This window comes from Streptomyces sp. NPDC104309 (assembly GCF_055584025.1).
Window position 1 is genome coordinate 508,261 of record NZ_JBVJMV010000001.1, and the last position, 17,295, is coordinate 525,555.

Sequence of the window (17,295 nt, forward strand, 5' to 3'; positions counted from 1 at the left end):
TGGGGCGATCATTCGACGGCTCAGTTGCCATGTGCCTCGGGGTGGCGCAGGCGCCAGCCCTCCCAGGCGGATTCGACCATTTCGCGTACCCCCTGCCGGGGCGCCCAGCCCAGCTCCTCGGACGCCCGGACCGCGGACGCGATGGCCTTCGCCGCGTCACCGGGACGGCGTGGGTGGACCTCCGGCTTGTGGTGCAGGCCACTGACCTCGCCCACCACGTCGGCCAGCTCGCGCACCGAGACGCCCTCGCCGCGGCCGATGTTCACGGTCAGGTCGCCGGTGCCCGGTCCGGCCAGCCGCCGGGCGAGCGCGAGATGCGCGTCGGCGAGATCCGCGACGTGGATGTAGTCGCGGAGGCAGGTGCCGTCGGGGGTCGGGTAGTCGTCGCCGAAGATCTGGGGGGCCTCGCCCCGGGTCAGCCGGTCGAAGAACATCGGAATCACATTGAAGACACCCGTGTCCGACAGTTCCGGCGTCGCCGCTCCGGCCACGTTGAAGTAGCGCAGGCAGCCGGTGGACAGGGCGTGTGCCTTCCCGGTCGCCCGGACCAGCCACTCCCCGGCGAGCTTGGTCTCACCGTACGGATTGATCGGAACGCACGGGGTGTCCTCGGTGATGAGTTCCACATCCGGTACGCCGTACACCGCGGCCGAGGACGAGAACAGGAAGCGCCGCACACCGGCGGCGACGACGGCCTCCAGGAGGACGGTCAGCCCCGCCACGTTCTCCCGGTAGTAGAGCAGCGGCTTCTCGACGGACTCGCCGACCTGCTTCTTCGCTGCGAGATGCACCACACCTGTCACGCCGTGCCCCGCCATTACGCGGTCGAGCAGCGCACGGTCGAAGATCGATCCCCGGATCAGCGGCACATCGGCCGGGAGCCGCTCGGCGATACCGGTCGAAAGGTCGTCGAGGACGACCACCCGCTCACCGGAGCCCCTCATGGACCGCACCACGTGTGCACCGATGTACCCAGCTCCGCCTGTGATCAGCCATGTCATGCGGGTCAGCCTAGAGCCTCGCCCCCGGAGCGGGTCCGGCCCGATCCCGGAGGGGGGCCGCACGCCATGGCGCCGCGTTTTGTCAGGCGAGGCGGGGATCGACCATGATGATCGCGGACGGCGCCGCATGATGCCGGTCCACCCCGAACGGAGCACAAACGGGCAGTGAACTCCCGCTTCCGTTCATCCGATAGCCTCTGCCGACGTGCCGCCGGCCCGCTTCCGGGCCGCACTGTCGCGCGCCGATCCCGTCAGCACCAAGGAGTGAGTTCGTCTGTCGACCGCCATCCTCACCGGTGCACCGGTACCCGGGTCGTCGCTCGCGGACGATCTGCGGTCACTGGGCTTCGACGTACAGGTCGCCGCCGATGTGACCGAGGCCGCACGGCTGCTCTCGGCCGTCCCCGCCGACCGCCGCGTCGCACTGGTCGACCCCCGCTTCGTCGGCCATGTCCATGCTCTCCGGCTCGGACTCACCGACCCGCGCTTCCCCGCCGCCACCGTGCCCGGCGCGCTCACCGCGCAGCCCGAGGCGCGCCCCGCGCTCGTGCGGGCCCTGAGCACCACGGCCGCGGCCGTCGGCGCCGGCGTCCCCGCAGGCTCGGGCGCGACCGCGACGACGGTCACCGACCGCACCGTGCCGGGCCGCCTCGCCGCCACCATGGACACCGAGGGCACCGCCGTGCAGCGCCCCGAGCTCGGCTCGCTGGTCGCCGACGTGCCGGCCGACGAGTCCGCGCGCACGGCCGCGCGGAACGCCGTCGCCGCCGTCGACGACGAGGCGGTTCGGCTGCGCAGCGCCGTGAAGGCCCACGACGGCTTCTTCACCACGTTCTTCATCAGCCCGTACTCCCGCTACATCGCCCGCTGGTGCGCCCGCCGAGGCCTCACGCCGAACCAGGTCACCACCGCGTCCCTGCTCACCGCGCTGATCGCGGCCGGCAGCGCGGCGACCGGCACGCGCGGCGGCTACATCGCCGCCGGAGTGCTGCTGCTCCTCTCCTTCGTCCTGGACTGCACCGACGGGCAGCTCGCCCGCTACTCGCTGCAGTACTCGACGATGGGCGCCTGGCTGGACGCCACCTTCGACCGGGCCAAGGAGTACGCGTACTACGCCGGCCTCGCGCTCGGCGCCGCCCGGGGCGGGGACGACGTATGGGCGCTGGCCCTCGGCGCGATGGTGCTCCAGGCCTGCCGCCATGTCATCGACTTCTCGTTCAACGAGGCCAACCACGACGCAGTGGCCAATTCGAGCCCCACGGCGGCCCTCTCCGACCGGCTCGACAGCGTCGGCTGGACGGTCTGGGCGCGCCGGATGATAGTGCTGCCGATCGGCGAGCGCTGGGCGATGATCGCGGTGCTCACCGCGGTGACCACCCCCCGGATCGTCTTCTACGCCCTGCTCATCGGCTGCGCCTTCGCGGCCTGCTACACCACCGCCGGCCGCCTGCTGCGCTCGCTGACCCGCAAGGCCCGGCGCACCGACCGCGCCGCCCGCGCACTGGCGGACCTCGCCGACTCCGGGCCCCTCGCACAGCTCGTCGCGGCGATCGGATCCCGGACGAAGGAGTCCTGGGCCGCTCCCGTCATGGCCTTGCTCGGCGGACTGTCCGTGGTCGCCTCGGCCCTCTCGCAGCCCTTCGGCAGCTGGCACACCATCCTCGCGGCGGTCGTCTACGCGATCTTCTCCGGCATGGCCGTCTCCCGCCCCCTCAAGGGAACCCTCGACTGGCTCGTGCCACCCATATTCAGGGCGGCGGAGTACTGCACCGTCCTCGTTCTCGCCGCCCGCAGCGATGTCGCGGGAGCCCTTCCCGCGGCTTTCGGGCTGGTATCGGCCGTCGCCTACCATCACTACGACACGGTGTACCGCATTCGTGGCGGCACCGGCGCGCCGCCCCAGTGGCTGGTCCGCACGATCGGTGGGCACGAGGGCCGCATCCTGGTGGTGGCCGTACTCGCCGCCGTACTTACCCGGCATTCAGCATTCACCGTGGCACTCACCGCTCTCGCTGCAGCCGTGGCACTGGTGGTGCTCGTGGAGTCCATCCGCTTCTGGGTGTCGTCCGGAGCACCCGCCGTTCACGACGAAGGAGAACCCGCATGATCGGCCTCGTACTGGCAGCCGGTGCAGGACGGCGTCTGCGCCCCTACACCGACACGCTTCCGAAGGCGCTCGTGCCTGTGGGCCCTGAACAGGACGGCGCTGCGAAGACGGTCCTGGACCTGACGCTGGCCAACTTCGCGGAGATCGGCCTCACCGAGGTCGCCGTCGTCGTCGGCTACCGCAAGGAAGCCGTGTACGACCGCAAGGCCGAACTGGAGGCGAAGTACGGCCTCACCCTCACCCTGATCGACAACGACAAGGCCGAGGAGTGGAACAACGCCTACTCCCTGTGGTGCGCCCGTGACGTCCTGACGCGCGGCGTCATCCTGGCCAACGGCGACACCGTGCACCCGGTCTCCGTCGAGAAGACCCTGCTCGCCGCCCGCGGCGAGGGCCGGAGGATCATCCTCGCCCTCGACACGGTGAAGCACCTCGCCGACGAGGAGATGAAGGTCGTCACCGAGGGCGACAAGGGTGTGCGACGCATCACCAAGCTGATGGACCCGGCCGCCGCGACCGGTGAGTACATCGGCGTCACCCTCATCGAGCCGGAGGCCGCCGCGGAGCTCGCCGACGCCCTCAAGGCCACGTTCGAGCGCGACCCCGACCTCTACTACGAGGACGGCTACCAGGAGCTGGTGAACCGGGGCTTCACCGTCGACGTGGCCCCCATCGGCGAAGTGACGTGGGTCGAGATCGACAACCACGACGACCTCGCGAAGGGCCGTGAGATCGCGTGCCAGTACTGACCCGGCTCATCCCGTCCCCGGTCGTCGTCGACATCCGTCGCGGCGCCCTGGACGACCTGGCCGGTCTCCTCGCCGACCAGCGGATCTCCTCCTCCGGCAAGCTGGCGGTCGCGATCAGCGACGGTTCGGGACGTGCCCTGCGCGAGCGGCTGGCGCCCGCGCTGCCGGGCGCCCACTGGTACCCGGTCACCGACGGCACCCTCGACTCGGCCGTCAAGCTCGCCGACGACATCAAGGGCAACCGCTACGACGCCGTGGTCGGCCTCGGCGGGGGCAAGATCGTCGACGTGGCGAAGTACGCCGCGGCGCGCGTCGGCCTGCCCATGGTCGCGGTGGCGACGAACCTCGCCCACGACGGTCTCTGCTCGCCGGTCGCCACTTTGGACAACGACAACGGCCGGGGCTCCTACGGTGTCCCCACCCCCATCGCCGTCGTCATCGACCTCGACATCGTGCGCGAGGCACCGGCCCGCTTCGTGCGGTCCGGCATCGGCGACGCGGTCTCCAACATCTCCTGCGTGGCCGACTGGGAACTCGCCCACGAGGTCAGGGGAGAGGAGATCGACGGACTGGCCGCGGCCATGGCCAGGCAGGCCGGCGAGGCCGTGCTGCGTCACCCCGGCGGGATCGGTGACGACGCCTTCCTCAAGGTGCTGGCCGAGGGCCTGGTGCTGACCGGCATCTCCATGTCGGTCGCCGGTGACTCCAGGCCGGCCTCGGGCGCCTGCCACGAGATCAACCACGCCTTCGACCTGCTGTACCCCAAGCGGGCGGCGAGCCACGGCGAACAGGTCGGCCTCGGCGCCTGCTTCGCCATGCACCTGCGCGGTGCGCACGAGGATTCGCTGCTCATGGCGGTCACCCTGCGCCGCCACGGTCTGCCCGTCCTGCCCGAAGAGATCGGCTTCACCGCCGACGAGTTCGTCCAGGCCGTCGACTACGCGCCGCAGACCCGTCCGGGACGCTTCACGATCCTGGAACACCTCAACCTGTCCACCGACCAGATCAGGGACGCGTACGCCGACTATGCAAAAGCCATCCATAGCTGAACTCCGTCCGGTCGTGCACCCTCCGGGCGTGAAGGACCGGCGCAGCGGCGAACACTGGGCGGGTCGGCTCTACATGCGCGAGATCTCCCTGCGCGTGGACCGGCACCTGGTGAACACCAGGATCACGCCGAACCAGCTCACCTATGTGATGACCGTCGCGGGCGTGCTTGCCGCGCCGGCCCTGCTCGTTCCCGGCATTCCCGGAGCGCTGCTCGGCGTCCTCATGGTCCAGCTCTACCTGCTGCTCGACTGTGTCGACGGCGAGGTGGCCCGCTGGAAGAAGCAGTTCTCACTGGGCGGGGTCTACATGGACCGCGTCGCCGCCTATCTCTGCGACGCCGCCGTGCTGGTCGGCTTCGGCCTGCGCGCCGCCGATCCGTGGGGCTCCGGACGGATCGACTGGCTGTGGGCCTTCCTGGGCACCCTCGCGGCCCTCGGCGCCATCCTGATCAAGGCCGAGACCGACCTCGTCGGCGTCGCACGCCACCAGGGCGGGCTGCCGCCGGTCAAGGAGGCCGCCTCCGAGCCGCGCTCGTCCGGCATGGCGCTCGCCCGCCGGGCCGCCGGTGCGCTCAAGTTCCACCGGCTGATCCTCGGTATCGAGGCGTCACTGGTGATCCTGGTGACGGCCGTCCTCGACACGGTCAGGGACGATCTGTTCTTCAGCCGTCTCATGGTCGCGGTCCTGGCCGGCATCGCGTTGCTGCAGACGCTCCTGCACCTGGTGTCGATCCTGGCGTCGAGCAGGCTGAAGTGAGCACACCCATGAAGCTCGGCGCGGTCATCATCACGATGGGCAACCGCCCCGAAGAGCTGCGCGCTCTCCTCGATTCGGTCGCCAAGCAGGACGGCGACCGGATCGAGGTGGTCGTCGTCGGCAACGGCGCCCCCGTGCCGGACGTCCCGGCGGGGGTGCGCACCGTCGAGCTCCCCGAGAACCTGGGCATCCCCGGCGGCCGCAACGTCGGGATCGAGGCCTTCGGCCCGTCCGGCGCCGATGTGGACGCCCTGCTCTTCCTCGACGACGACGGACTGCTGCCGCTCACCGACACCGCCGAGCTGTGCCGGCGGGCATTCGACGCCGACCCGGAGCTGGGCATCATCAGCTTCCGGATCGCCGACCCGGACACCGGTGTCACCCAGCGCCGGCACGTGCCGAGGCTGCGCGCCGCCGACCCGATGCGTTCCTCGCGGGTGACGACCTTCCTCGGCGGCGCCAACGTCGTGCGCACCAAGGTCATCGCCGAGGTCGGCCCGCTGCCCGGCCAGTTCTTCTACGCGCACGAGGAGACCGATCTGGCCTGGCGGGCGCTGGACGCCGGCTGGATGATCGACTACCGCGCGGACATGGTCCTCAACCACCCGACGACCGCCCCGTCCCGGCACGCGGTGTACCACCGCATGGTGGCCCGCAACCGGGTCTGGCTGGCGCGGCGCAATCTGCCCGCGCCGCTGGTCCCCGTGTACCTCGGCGTGTGGCTGCTGCTGACGCTGCTGCGCAAGCCCTCGGGCCCGGCCCTGAAGGCCTGGTTCGGCGGTTTCCGCGAAGGCTGGTCCACGCCGTGCGGAACCCGCCGTCCGATGAGGTGGCGCACGGTGTGGCGGCTGACCAGACTCGGCCGACCTCCCGTGATCTGAGAGGCTCTCCTCTGAGAGCATGGAGACGTACTTCTTCTCCACGGGACCTGTCCGCTCCGAGCCGCGCCCGCGACTGGCCGCGCATCTTGAATACGAGAGTTTCATCTGGTGAGTGACACAACCCATGATGGTGCGGTCGCCCTGAGCGCCCCGCCATCCGCGGACGACGGCCTGAGCTCGGCCGAGATGGCCGCCAAGTACGGCCTGACGGTGAGCGGCGCCCGGCCAGGGCTCTTCGAGTACATCCGGCAGCTCTGGGGCCGCCGCCACTTCATCATGGCGTTCTCCAGGGCGAAGCTGACCGCTCAGTACAGCCAGGCCAAGCTGGGCCAGCTGTGGCAGGTGGCCACCCCCCTGCTCAACGCCCTGGTCTACTACCTGATCTTCGGACTGATCCTCGGCACCAGGAAGGGAATGACGCAGGACGTCTTCATTCCGTTCCTGGTGACGGGCGTCTTCGTCTTCACCTTCACCCAGAGTTCGGTGATGGCGGGCGTGCGGGCGATCTCCGGCAACCTGGGACTGGTCCGGGCCCTGCACTTCCCGCGGGCCTCGCTGCCCGTGTCGTTCTCGTTGCAGCAGCTCCAGCAACTGCTGTTCTCGATGATCGTGCTCGGGATCGTGGCCGTCGCCTTCGGCAGCTATCCCGGTCCCTCCTGGCTGCTGATCGTCCCGGCGCTGGCCATGCAGTTCCTCTTCAACACCGGACTGGCGCTGATCATGGCCAGGCTCGGCAGCAGGACTCCCGACCTCGCCCAGCTGATGCCGTTCGTGATGCGGACCTGGATGTACGCGTCGGGCGTCATGTTCTCCATCCCGGTGATGCTCAAGAACAAGCCGGACTGGATCGCCGATGTGCTGCAGTACAACCCGGCGGCCATCTACATGGACCTGGTCCGCTTCGCGCTGATCGACGGCTACGGCGCGGGGAACCTGCCGGCGCACGTCTGGATCGTGGCGCTCGCCTGGGCGGTCCTCGTCGGCGTCGTGGGCTTCGTGTACTTCTGGAAGGCAGAGGAACGGTACGGCCGTGGCTGACGACAACACTTCGGGGCGCGTCCCCACCGTCATCGCCGACGATGTGCACATCGTGTACCGGGTCAACGGCGGCGGCGGAGGAAAGGGCAGCGCCACCGCGGCGCTGAGCCGGATACTGCGCCGCGGCAAGGGCGAGTCGCGCGGCGTGCGGAAGGTGCACGCCGTCCGCGGCGTCTCCTTCACCGCCTACCGCGGTGAGGCCATCGGTCTCATCGGGACCAATGGCTCCGGCAAGTCGACGCTGCTGCGGGCCATCGCCGGTCTGCTGCCGACCGAGCACGGCAAGGTGTACACCGACGGCCAGCCGTCGCTGCTCGGCGTGAACGCGGCGCTGATGAGCGATCTGACCGGCGAGCGCAACGTCGTGCTCGGCGGCCTCGCGATGGGCATGTCGCGCGAGGAGATCCGGGAGCGTTACCAGGGCATCGTGGACTTCTCCGGCATCAACGAGAAGGGCGACTTCATCACCCTGCCGATGCGGACGTACTCCTCCGGCATGGCCGCCCGGCTGCGGTTCTCCATCGCCGCCGCGAAGAACCACGACGTCCTCATGATCGACGAGGCGCTGGCGACCGGTGACCGGAAGTTCCAGATCCGCTCCGAGAAGCGCATCAGGGAGCTCCGGAAGGAAGCGGGCACTGTCTTCCTGGTCAGCCACAGCAACAAGTCCATCAGGGACACCTGCGACCGGGTGCTGTGGCTGGAAAAGGGCGAGCTGCTGATGGACGGGCCGACGGACGAGGTCCTGAAGGCGTACGAGCGCGAGACCGGCAAATAGACGCTCCGCCGGTTCCCCGGCACCGACGCGGCCTCCGCCGGGACTCTCCGGCGGAGGCCGCGCCGGTGTCCGGATCGTGGACGCCCCGCGGCGTCCACCACCCCCGGCGGTACGTCCCTCACAAGATCTCCTCCCGTCGGATGACGTCAATTTCCTTGCGCACGGGGAAGGTTGGCGGGGTGGGGCGCGTTGTTCCTCTGCGCGTAACACCCCGACGTATCGATGAGCGTTGTACAACGTAAGCTGTAGCGGTGCTGATTCGTTGCAAGTGGGGCGATACCGCCTGGCCAATCGGCCCGGAGGCGTGCTCCGCACTCGGCAGAGCGGGCGGCGTGTCCGGAATGGGATGTTTTGGGTCAGCAGTGTAGAACGGGAGATGTGACGGCAATGACGGAAGATCTCCAGCTCCGAGGTGCTCACGCCGTCCCAGCGCCGGGCGGCCGGTGGTGACCCGTACCCGGCAGGCACGCCCCGATGCTGCCGTGCCCAGCACCCTCGACAAGGCCGCGGACGAGAATTTCCCCGTCGCGCCGTTCTTCCTGCCGCGCGCCTGGCGCGACGACCTGATGGCCGTCTACGGCTACGCCCGCCTCGTCGACGACATCGGTGACGGTGATCTCGCCCCCGGCGGCGCGGACGCCCGCCACCTCGGCCTCGATCCCGCGCAGACCGACGACCGGCTCGCCATGCTCGATGCCTTCGAGGCCGATCTGCACCGGGTCTTCGACAGCGTGGGCGACGGCCCGCACCACCCCCTGCTGCGCGCACTGCGCCCCACCGTGCGGCGCCGCGGGCTCACCCCCGAGCCCTTCCTGGGCCTCATCGAGGCCAACCGCCAGGATCAGAAGGTCCGCCGCTACGGGACCTACGAGGAACTCGTCGCCTACTGCGAGCTCTCCGCCAACCCCGTGGGCCGACTGGTCCTGCAGATCAGCGGAACCGCCAGCCCCGAACGTGTCCGCCGATCCGACGCCGTCTGCACGGCCCTGCAGATCGTCGAACACCTCCAGGACGTCACCGAGGACCTCGGCCGCGACCGGATCTATCTGCCCGCGGACGACATGGCGCGATTCCACGTCCGTGAAACCGACCTGGCCGCCCCTTCGGGGGGCGCGTCGGTGCGTTCACTGGTCGCGTACGAAGCGGAACGCGCTCGGGAACTGCTGAATGAAGGCACCCCCCTGGTGGGTAGCGTCCACGGCAGGCTCAAGGTGCTTCTCGCCGGATTCGTGGGCGGGGGGCGCGCCGCCCTCACCGCGATCGCGGCCGCCGGGTTCGACGTACTGCCCGGACCGCCCAAGCCCACCAAGCCCAGCCTGCTGCGCGAGGCGGGAGTTGTCTTGCGAAGAGCGCGGAGAGAGGGGTGAGCCGGACCGTGGAGGGACAGACGACCTACATGTCGGCACCGGTACAGGCCGCATACAGGTACTGCGAGGCGGTCACCGGACAGCAGGCGCGTAACTTCGCGTACGGCATCAGGCTGTTGCCGGCCGAGAAGCGACAGGCCATGTCGGCGCTGTACGCCTTCTCCCGTCGCGTCGACGACATCGGTGACGGTGCGCTGGAGCCGGAGACCAAGCGGATTCGCCTGGAGAGCACCCGCGCGGTCCTGGACCGGATTCGCGGCGGCGCGATCGACGAGGACGACACCGATCCGGTGGCCGTCGCGCTCGCCGATGCCGCGCGCCGATTCACGATCCCGCTCGGCGGGCTCGACGAACTCATCGACGGCGTGCTGATGGATGTGCGCGGTGCGACGTACGAGACCTGGGACGACCTCAAGGTCTACTGCCGTTGCGTCGCGGGTGCGATCGGCCGCCTCAGCCTGGGCGTCTTCGGTACGGAGCCAGGCGCTCCGGGTGCCGACCGGGCCGCGGAGTACGCCGACACGCTGGGCCTCGCGCTCCAGCTGACCAACATCCTGCGTGACGTGCGCGAGGACGCGGGCAACGGACGTACGTATCTGCCCGCCGACGACCTGGCCAAGTTCGGCTGCTCGGCCGGCTTCCACCGGGCCACCCCGCCGTCCGGCGCCGACTTCGCGGGCCTGGTGCACTTCGAGGTCCGGCGTGCCCGCGCGCTGTTCGCCGAGGGGTACCGGCTGCTGCCGATGCTGGACCGGCGCAGCGGCGCCTGTGTCGCGGCCATGGCGGGGATCTACCGGCGGCTGCTCGACCGGATCGAGCGCGACCCCGAGGCGGTGCTGCGCGGCCGGGTCTCGCTGCCGGGCCACGAGAAGGCGTATGTCGCGGTGCGCGGACTCTCGGGTCTGGACGCCCGATACATCTCCCGCCGGACGGCCGGGAGGCGTGTGTGATGCGCCGCACGGACATCTCGCGCACCATGTGCATCACGGAAACACGTTGCGATCAGTGGTCAACCCTCTGGTGTACTGACGCGTCCCTGATTGAAGTGACCCGGCGAAAGGAGGACGCATGACGGACGACGGCCCGCGTTCCTCCCGCGCGGTGGTGATCGGCGGCGGGCTCGCCGGCATCACCGCGGCCCTGCGTCTCGCCGACGCCGGGCTTGACGTGACCCTGCTCGAAGGGCGGCCCAGGCTCGGCGGACTCGCCTTCTCCTTCCGGCGCGGCGAACTGACGGTCGACAACGGACAGCATGTCTACCTGCGTTGCTGCACCGCCTACCGCTGGTTCCTCGACCGCGTCGACGGGACCCGCCTGGCGCCCCTGCAAAACCGTTTGGACGTGCCCGTTCTCGATGTCGGGCGGCCCTCGCGCCCCCGGCTGGGACGGCTGCGCCGCAACGCGCTGCCGGTGCCGTTCCACCTCGCCGCGGGCCTCGCCGGCTATCCGCACCTCTCGCTCGCCGAGCGGGCGGGCGTCGGACGCGCCGCACTGGCGCTGGGTCGCCTGGACCCGGACGACCCCGCGCTCGACGCCGTCGACTTCGGCAGCTGGCTCGCCCGGCACGGCCAGTCGCCGCGCACCATCGAGGCCCTCTGGGACCTGGTCGGCGTCGCCACGCTCAACGCCACCGCGCCGAACTCCTCGCTGGCCCTCGCCGCGAAGGTCTTCAAGACCGGACTCCTCTCCGAGCCCGGCGCCGCAGACATCGGCTGGGCGAGCGTGCCGCTCGGCGAGGTGCACGACACGCTGGCCCGCAAGGCCCTCGACTCCGCCGGAGTGCGCACCGAACTCCGTACGAAGGCCTCCTCCCTCACCCGTTCGGAGGACGGCTGCTGGGTCGTCGACACCGGCGGCGAGCGGATCGAGGCGGACACCGTCGTCCTCGCCGTCCCCCAGCGCGAGACCCACGACCTGCTGCCCGAGGGCGCGCTCGACGAGCCGGAGCGGCTGCTCGACATCGGCACGTCGCCGATCCTCAATGTGCACGTCGTCTACGACCGCAAGGTGCTGCGTCGCCCGTTCTTCGCCGCGCTCGGCTCCCCGGTCCAGTGGGTCTTCGACCGTACGGACGCCTCGGGGCTCACCGGACCCGGGCAGTACCTCGCGGTGTCCCAGTCCGCCGCCGACGAGGAGATCGACCTGCCCGTCGCCGAGCTGAGGGAGCGTTACCTGCCGGAGCTGGAGCGGCTCCTTCCGGCCGCCCGCACCGCCGGGATCAGGGATTTCTTCGTCACTCGGGAGCGCACGGCGACCTTCGCCCCCGCCCCCGGCGTCGGCCGGCTGCGGCCCGGAGCCCGCACCCGGGTTCCCGGCCTCAGCCTGGCCGGAGCTTGGACGGCCACGGGCTGGCCCGCGACGATGGAGGGTGCCGTCCGCAGCGGGTTCAGCGCGGCGGACGTCGCGCTCCGGGCACTCGGCCGCTCCCACGAACATCCGCTGCAGGAGGCGGCATGAGCAGTACCACCGGAACAAGAGGAGAGTCAGTGACCCCGGCGAATCCGGCTTACGACCCCGTGGCCGACACCACGGACGTCACCGCGCTTCTGGAGCGCGGACGGGCCCTTTCCGCGCCGGTGCTCCGGGCCGCCGTTGACCGGCTCGCACCGCCCATGGACACCGTCGCCGCCTACCATTTCGGCTGGATCGACGCCCAGGGACGGCCCTCCGACGGCGACGGCGGCAAGGCCGTCCGTCCGGCGCTCGCCCTGCTGTCCGCGGAGGCGGCCGGAGCCGCGGCGGAGGCCGGTGTCCCCGGCGCCGTGGCCGTCGAACTCGTGCACAACTTCTCGCTGCTGCACGACGACCTGATGGACGGCGACGAACAGCGCCGCCACCGCGACACCGTCTGGAAGGTGCACGGCCCCGCCCAGGCGATCCTGGTCGGCGACGCGCTCTTCGCGCTCGCCAACGAGATCCTGCTGGAGCTCGGCACCGTCGAGGCGGGCCGGGCGGCCCGCCGGCTGACCGTCGCCACCCGCAAGCTCATCGACGGGCAGGCCCAGGACATCTCCTACGAGCACCGCGAGCGGGTCACCGTCGAGGAGTGCCTGGAGATGGAGGGCAACAAGACCGGCGCCCTGCTGGCCTGCGCCTGCTCCATCGGTGCGGTGCTCGGCGGCGCCGACGACCGTACCGCCGACACCCTGGAGGCGTACGGCTACCACCTCGGCCTCGCCTTCCAGGCCGTCGACGATCTGCTCGGCATCTGGGGCGACCCCGAGTCCACCGGCAAGCAGACCTGGAGCGATCTGCGCCAGCGCAAGAAGTCGCTGCCGGTCGTCGCCGCGCTCGCCGCGGGCGGTCCGGCCTCGGAGCGCCTCGGCGAACTGCTCGCCGCCGACGCGAAGAGCAGTGATTTCGACAGCTTCTCCGAAGAGGAGTTCGCCGCTCGTGCGGCGCTCATCGAGGAGGCGGGCGGCCGCGAATGGACCGCCCAGGAGGCCCGTCGACAGCATGCCGTCGCCATCGAGGCGCTGCACCGGGTCGACATGCCGCACACCGTTCGGGCGCAGCTCACAGCGCTCGCGGACTTCGTCGTCGTACGAAAGAGATGATCACCATCTGTTCCATATGACTCGCAGTCGCCGGCCGGTGCCCCTTCCGGGCACCGGCCGACGGAGACCCCAGCACAGCAGAGGACCAAACTGCAAGAAGGGGAAGCCATGACAGCGACGACCGACGGAAGCACCGGGGCTGTGAACCCCCGCGCAGCCTCGGCCAGTATTCCGACCGACACAACCATCGTCGCGGACGACGTACTCGCCGCCGCGCGACGGGCCGCGGAACGCTCGGTGGAGCACCTCCTCGGCAGACAGGACGAGCAGGGCTGGTGGAAGGGCGACCTCGCCACCAACGTCACCATGGACGCCGAAGACCTGCTGCTCCGTCAATTCCTCGGCATCCAGGACCAGGCCGTCGTTCAGGCCGCGGGCCGCTTCATCCGCGGCGAGCAGCTCGGTGACGGCACCTGGGCCACCTTCCACGGCGGCCCCGGCGAACTCTCCGCCACCATCGAAGCGTACGTGGCACTGCGGCTGGCCGGAGACCAGCCGGACGAACCGCACATGGCCCGCGCTTCCGGATGGATCAGGGAACAGGGCGGAATCGCGGCGAGTCGTGTCTTCACCCGGATCTGGCTCGCCCTCTTCGGCTGGTGGAAGTGGGACGACCTGCCGGAGATGCCGCCCGAGTTGATGTTCTTTCCCAAGTGGGCCCCGCTCAACATCTATGACTTCGGCTGCTGGGCCCGCCAGACCATCGTGCCGCTCACCATCGTCTCGGCCAAGCGGCCGGTTCGCCCGGCTCCCTTCGCGCTCGACGAACTCCACACCGACCCGCGCCTGCCGAACCCGCCCAGGCGTGTTGCTCCGGCGGCGAGTTGGGACGGAGTCTTCCAGCGCCTCGACAAGGCACTGCACGCGTACCACAAGGTCGCGCCACGCAAGCTGCGCCGGGCCGCCATGAACGCCGCGGCCCGCTGGATCATCGAACGGCAGGAGAACGACGGCTGCTGGGGTGGCATTCAGCCGCCCGCCGTGTACTCCGTCATCGCGCTGCATCTGCTGGGCTACGACCTGGACCATCCGGTGATGCGGGCCGGACTCGCCTCGCTCGACCGGTTCGCCGTCTGGCGCGAGGACGGCGCCCGGATGATCGAGGCCTGCCAGTCCCCGGTCTGGGACACCTGCCTCGCGACCATCGCGCTCGCCGACGCCGGGGTCGGCCCCGACCACCCGGCGCTCGTGAAAGCCGCGGACTGGATGCTCGGCGAGGAGGTCGTCCGCCCCGGCGACTGGTCCGTACGCCGCCCCCAACTTCCGCCCGGGGGATGGGCGTTCGAGTTCCACAACGACAACTACCCGGACATCGACGACACTGCGGAGGTAGTCCTCGCGCTGCGCCGGGTCCGCCACCCCGACCAGGCACGTGTCGAGGCCGCCATCCGGCGCGGGGTGCGCTGGAACCTCGGCATGCAGTCCCGCAACGGGGCCTGGGGCGCGTTCGACGCGGACAACACCAGTCCGTTTCCCAACCGCCTTCCGTTCTCCGATTTCGGTGAGGTCATCGATCCGCCGTCCGCTGATGTCACCGGGCACGTGGTGGAGATGCTCGCCGTCGAAGGCCGGTCCGGACACCCGGCCACCCGGCGCGGTATCGAGTGGCTGCTCGCCGAACAGGACGTGGAGGGTGGCTGGTTCGGCCGCTGGGGCGTCAACTACGTATACGGCACGGGGTCTGTGGTGCCCGCCCTGGTGGCCGCCGGACTGCCCGTCACCCATCCGGCGATCCGCCGGGCGGTCGGCTGGCTGGAGTCCGTGCAGAACGACGACGGCGGCTGGGGCGAGGACCTGCGCTCCTACCAGGAGGACAAGTGGATCGGGCGCGGCGCCTCGACCGCCTCCCAGACCGCGTGGGCCCTGCTCGCGCTGCTCGCCGCGGGCCGACGGGACAGCGGGGCCGTGGAGCGGGGGGTGTCCTGGCTCACCGAGACCCAGCAGGCCGACGGTTCCTGGGACGAGCCGTACTTCACCGGCACCGGCTTTCCCTGGGACTTCTCCATCAACTACCACCTCTACCGGCAGGTCTTCCCGCTCACGGCACTCGGGCGATACGTGCACGGAGAACCGTTCGCCGACCGCGCGGCCACCCGCAAGGGGGCCTGATGGGCGATGGTCCGGGGCCGGTCCGCCTCGCAGCGCCGTTGCTGATCGCCTGCGCGCTCGGCATCGAGCAATTCGCCCTGCGCAGTGGCAGGGGCAGGGCCGGTGACGCCCCGGGCCCGGTGACCGTGCTCCGTACCGGCATGGGGCCCAGGGCTGCCGAGGCCGCGGTGTCACGGGCGCTCGGTCCGGACCGGGCGCCCGGCACCGCCGTCCTTGCCTCCGGGTTCTGCGCCGGGCTGTCACCCGGAATGCACCCCGGGGACCTGGTGGTCGCCGACGAGACCCGGGGAGCCGGGGAATCGACGGTCTGCACCGGCACGGGCCTGCTCGCCGAGGCCCTTGCCCGGGCGGTGCCCGGCCGCACCGTCCACACCGGTCCGCTGATCGGTTCCGCCCACGTCGTACGTGGACATGAGCGGGCCGACCTGCGGGCCACCGGAGCGATCGCGGTGGACATGGAGTCCGCCGCCACCCTGCGCGCAGCCCTGCGGTCCGGGCCTCGCCCGGTTGCGGCCGTACGGGTGATCGTGGACGCTCCGGAGCACGAGCTCGTCCGCATCGGCACGATACGCGGTGGAATATCGGCTTTCCGTGTTCTCCATGCCGTCCTGCCGGCTTTCTATGAATGGCACCGATCCTTGCTGCTCCCCAGGAGGTGAGCCAGATGGCCATGCCGCTCCGTCAGTCCATCAAGGTTGCGACGTATCTCGTCGAACAGAAGCTCCGCAAGCGGGACAAGTTCCCGCTCATCGTGGAACTGGAGCCGTTGTTCGCCTGCAATCTCGCGTGCGAGGGCTGTGGAAAGATCCAGCACCCGGCGGGAGTGCTCAAGCAGCGCATGCCGGTCGCCCAGGCTGTGGGCGCCGTGCTCGAATCGGGCGCCCCGATGGTCTCCATCGCGGGTGGCGAACCGCTGATGCATCCGCAGATCGATGAAATCGTGCGGCAGTTGGTCGCGCGGAAGAAGTACGTCTTCCTCTGCACCAACGCGATGCTGCTGCGGAAGAAGATCGAGAAATTCACGCCCTCGCCGTACTTCGCGTTCGCCGTGCACATCGACGGGCTGCGGGAGCGGCACGATGAATCGGTCGCCAAGGAGGGAGTGTTCGACGAGGCGGTGGCGGCGATCAAGGAGGCCAAGCGGCGCGGCTTCCGGGTCACCACGAACTCCACCTTCTTCAACACCGACACCCCGCAGACCGTCATCGAGGTCCTCAACTACCTCAATGACGATCTGAAGGTCGACGAGATGATGATCTCGCCCGCCTACGCGTACGAGAAGGCGCCCGACCAGGAGCACTTCCTCGGCGTCGAACAGACCCGCGACCTGTTCAAGAAGTCGTTCGCGGGCGGCAACCGGGGCCGCTGGCGGCTGAACCACTCGCCGCTCTTCCTGGACTTCCTGGAGGGCAAGGCGGACTTCCCGTGCACCGCGTGGGCGATTCCGAACTACTCGCTCTTCGGCTGGCAGCGGCCCTGCTACCTGATGAGCGACGGCTACGTCCCCACGTACCGCGAACTGATCGAGGAGACCGACTGGGACAAGTACGGCCGCGGCAAGGACCCGCGCTGTGCCAACTGCATGGCGCACTGCGGCTACGAGCCCACCGCCGTCCTCGCCACCATGGGGTCGCTGAAGGAATCCCTGCGCGCCGCGCGCGAGACCGTCTCCGGGAACCGGTGACGTCATGACCGCTGGAGAGCCGGTCGCTCTGGGTCTCCCCGAGCTGCCGGCCCGGCCGATCGCGAAGCGCCGCCACTCGCGGCGCGTCCAGGTCGGGTCGGTGGCGGTGGGCGGGGACGCGCTGGTGTCGGTGCAGTCGATGACCACGACGCGTACGTCGGATGTGGGTGCGACGTTGCAGCAGATCGCGGAGTTGACGGCGTCGGGCTGTCAGATCG

The 17,295-nt window shown here is 70.2% G+C and carries 16 protein-coding genes; 15 read left to right on the forward strand and 1 reads right to left on the reverse strand.

Annotation, left to right across the window (positions count from 1 at the left end; all coding sequences use genetic code 11):
- Positions 1-20 precede the first annotated feature (20 nt).
- A complete protein-coding gene (gene galE, locus ACZ68L_RS01630) occupies positions 21-1,001 on the reverse strand; it encodes a UDP-glucose 4-epimerase GalE (RefSeq protein ID WP_469573280.1) in 981 nt (326 codons plus the stop codon).
- Positions 1,002-1,275: 274 nt separating this feature from the next.
- Between galE and ACZ68L_RS01635 the strand changes: the two genes are divergently transcribed.
- The 15 genes from ACZ68L_RS01635 to ACZ68L_RS01705 form a co-directional block, all read left to right on the forward strand.
- Positions 1,276-3,108: a DUF5941 domain-containing protein gene (locus ACZ68L_RS01635; RefSeq protein WP_469573325.1), complete on the forward strand. Its 1,833-nt coding sequence runs from the start codon at positions 1,276-1,278 to the stop codon at positions 3,106-3,108.
- On the forward strand, positions 3,105-3,857 hold the full coding sequence (locus ACZ68L_RS01640) for a phosphocholine cytidylyltransferase family protein (RefSeq protein WP_469573282.1): 753 nt from the start codon (positions 3,105-3,107) through the stop codon (positions 3,855-3,857). The genes ACZ68L_RS01635 and ACZ68L_RS01640 overlap by 4 nt, the downstream gene beginning before the upstream one ends.
- Complete coding sequence (locus ACZ68L_RS01645) at positions 3,845-4,906, forward strand: iron-containing alcohol dehydrogenase family protein (RefSeq protein ID WP_361456209.1); 1,062 nt, start codon at positions 3,845-3,847, stop codon at positions 4,904-4,906. Before ACZ68L_RS01640 ends, ACZ68L_RS01645 begins: the two co-directional genes overlap by 13 nt.
- On the forward strand, positions 4,884-5,663 hold the full coding sequence (locus ACZ68L_RS01650) for a CDP-alcohol phosphatidyltransferase family protein (protein ID WP_469573284.1): 780 nt from the start codon (positions 4,884-4,886) through the stop codon (positions 5,661-5,663). The genes ACZ68L_RS01645 and ACZ68L_RS01650 overlap by 23 nt, the downstream gene beginning before the upstream one ends.
- A gap of 8 nt (positions 5,664-5,671) precedes the next feature.
- On the forward strand, positions 5,672-6,544 hold the full coding sequence (locus ACZ68L_RS01655; protein ID WP_469573327.1) for a glycosyltransferase family 2 protein: 873 nt from the start codon (positions 5,672-5,674) through the stop codon (positions 6,542-6,544).
- A gap of 108 nt (positions 6,545-6,652) precedes the next feature.
- A complete protein-coding gene (locus ACZ68L_RS01660; protein ID WP_469573286.1) occupies positions 6,653-7,582 on the forward strand; it encodes an ABC transporter permease in 930 nt (309 codons plus the stop codon).
- Positions 7,575-8,360: an ABC transporter ATP-binding protein gene (locus tag ACZ68L_RS01665; RefSeq protein WP_351084586.1), complete on the forward strand. Its 786-nt coding sequence runs from the start codon at positions 7,575-7,577 to the stop codon at positions 8,358-8,360. Before ACZ68L_RS01660 ends, ACZ68L_RS01665 begins: the two co-directional genes overlap by 8 nt.
- A 446-nt stretch (positions 8,361-8,806) precedes the next feature.
- On the forward strand, positions 8,807-9,727 hold the full coding sequence (gene hpnC / locus ACZ68L_RS01670) for a squalene synthase HpnC (protein WP_469573288.1): 921 nt from the start codon (positions 8,807-8,809) through the stop codon (positions 9,725-9,727).
- The gene (gene hpnD, locus ACZ68L_RS01675) at positions 9,724-10,677 is read left to right on the forward strand and encodes a presqualene diphosphate synthase HpnD (RefSeq protein WP_469573289.1); all 954 of its coding nucleotides are present in this window, start codon (positions 9,724-9,726) and stop codon (positions 10,675-10,677) included. The genes hpnC and hpnD overlap by 4 nt, the downstream gene beginning before the upstream one ends.
- A 118-nt stretch (positions 10,678-10,795) precedes the next feature.
- Positions 10,796-12,184 carry a hydroxysqualene dehydroxylase HpnE gene (gene hpnE / locus ACZ68L_RS01680; RefSeq protein ID WP_469573291.1) on the forward strand — a complete coding sequence of 463 codons (1,389 nt, stop codon included), beginning with the start codon at positions 10,796-10,798 and terminating at the stop codon, positions 12,182-12,184.
- Positions 12,181-13,284 (forward strand): polyprenyl synthetase family protein, encoded by a 1,104-nt coding sequence (locus tag ACZ68L_RS01685; RefSeq protein WP_469573292.1) that lies wholly within the window; start codon positions 12,181-12,183, stop codon positions 13,282-13,284. Before hpnE ends, ACZ68L_RS01685 begins: the two co-directional genes overlap by 4 nt.
- Before the next feature lie 108 nt (positions 13,285-13,392).
- The gene (shc, locus tag ACZ68L_RS01690; RefSeq protein WP_469573294.1) at positions 13,393-15,393 is read left to right on the forward strand and encodes a squalene--hopene cyclase; all 2,001 of its coding nucleotides are present in this window, start codon (positions 13,393-13,395) and stop codon (positions 15,391-15,393) included.
- Entirely contained in the window at positions 15,393-16,052 is a 660-nt protein-coding gene (locus ACZ68L_RS01695; protein ID WP_469573295.1) for a phosphorylase family protein, read from the forward strand. Before shc ends, ACZ68L_RS01695 begins: the two co-directional genes overlap by 1 nt.
- Before the next feature lie 5 nt (positions 16,053-16,057).
- Entirely contained in the window at positions 16,058-17,077 is a 1,020-nt protein-coding gene (hpnH, locus tag ACZ68L_RS01700; protein ID WP_469573297.1) for an adenosyl-hopene transferase HpnH, read from the forward strand.
- A 4-nt stretch (positions 17,078-17,081) separates the two neighbouring features.
- Positions 17,082-17,295: flavodoxin-dependent (E)-4-hydroxy-3-methylbut-2-enyl-diphosphate synthase (locus tag ACZ68L_RS01705; protein ID WP_469573298.1), on the forward strand; the 214-nt coding region annotated here is incomplete at its 3' end.

What these genes read in the sequence shown, in the direction of transcription:
- ACZ68L_RS01640 (WP_469573282.1), top strand. Translation starts at nt 3,105, where the DNA reads ATGATCGGCCTCGTACTGGCAGCCGGTGCAGGACGGCGTCTGCGCCCC.
- shc (WP_469573294.1), top strand. Translation starts at nt 13,393, where the DNA reads ATGACAGCGACGACCGACGGAAGCACCGGGGCTGTGAACCCCCGCGCA.
- hpnH (WP_469573297.1), top strand. Translation starts at nt 16,058, where the DNA reads ATGGCCATGCCGCTCCGTCAGTCCATCAAGGTTGCGACGTATCTCGTC.
- hpnE (WP_469573291.1), top strand. Translation starts at nt 10,796, where the DNA reads ATGACGGACGACGGCCCGCGTTCCTCCCGCGCGGTGGTGATCGGCGGC.
- ACZ68L_RS01650 (WP_469573284.1), top strand. Translation starts at nt 4,884, where the DNA reads ATGCAAAAGCCATCCATAGCTGAACTCCGTCCGGTCGTGCACCCTCCG.
- ACZ68L_RS01695 (WP_469573295.1), top strand. Translation starts at nt 15,393, where the DNA reads ATGGGCGATGGTCCGGGGCCGGTCCGCCTCGCAGCGCCGTTGCTGATC.
- ACZ68L_RS01685 (WP_469573292.1), top strand. Translation starts at nt 12,181, where the DNA reads ATGAGCAGTACCACCGGAACAAGAGGAGAGTCAGTGACCCCGGCGAAT.
- ACZ68L_RS01655 (WP_469573327.1), top strand. Translation starts at nt 5,672, where the DNA reads ATGAAGCTCGGCGCGGTCATCATCACGATGGGCAACCGCCCCGAAGAG.
- galE (WP_469573280.1), bottom strand. Translation starts at nt 1,001, where the DNA reads ATGACATGGCTGATCACAGGCGGAGCTGGGTACATCGGTGCACACGTG.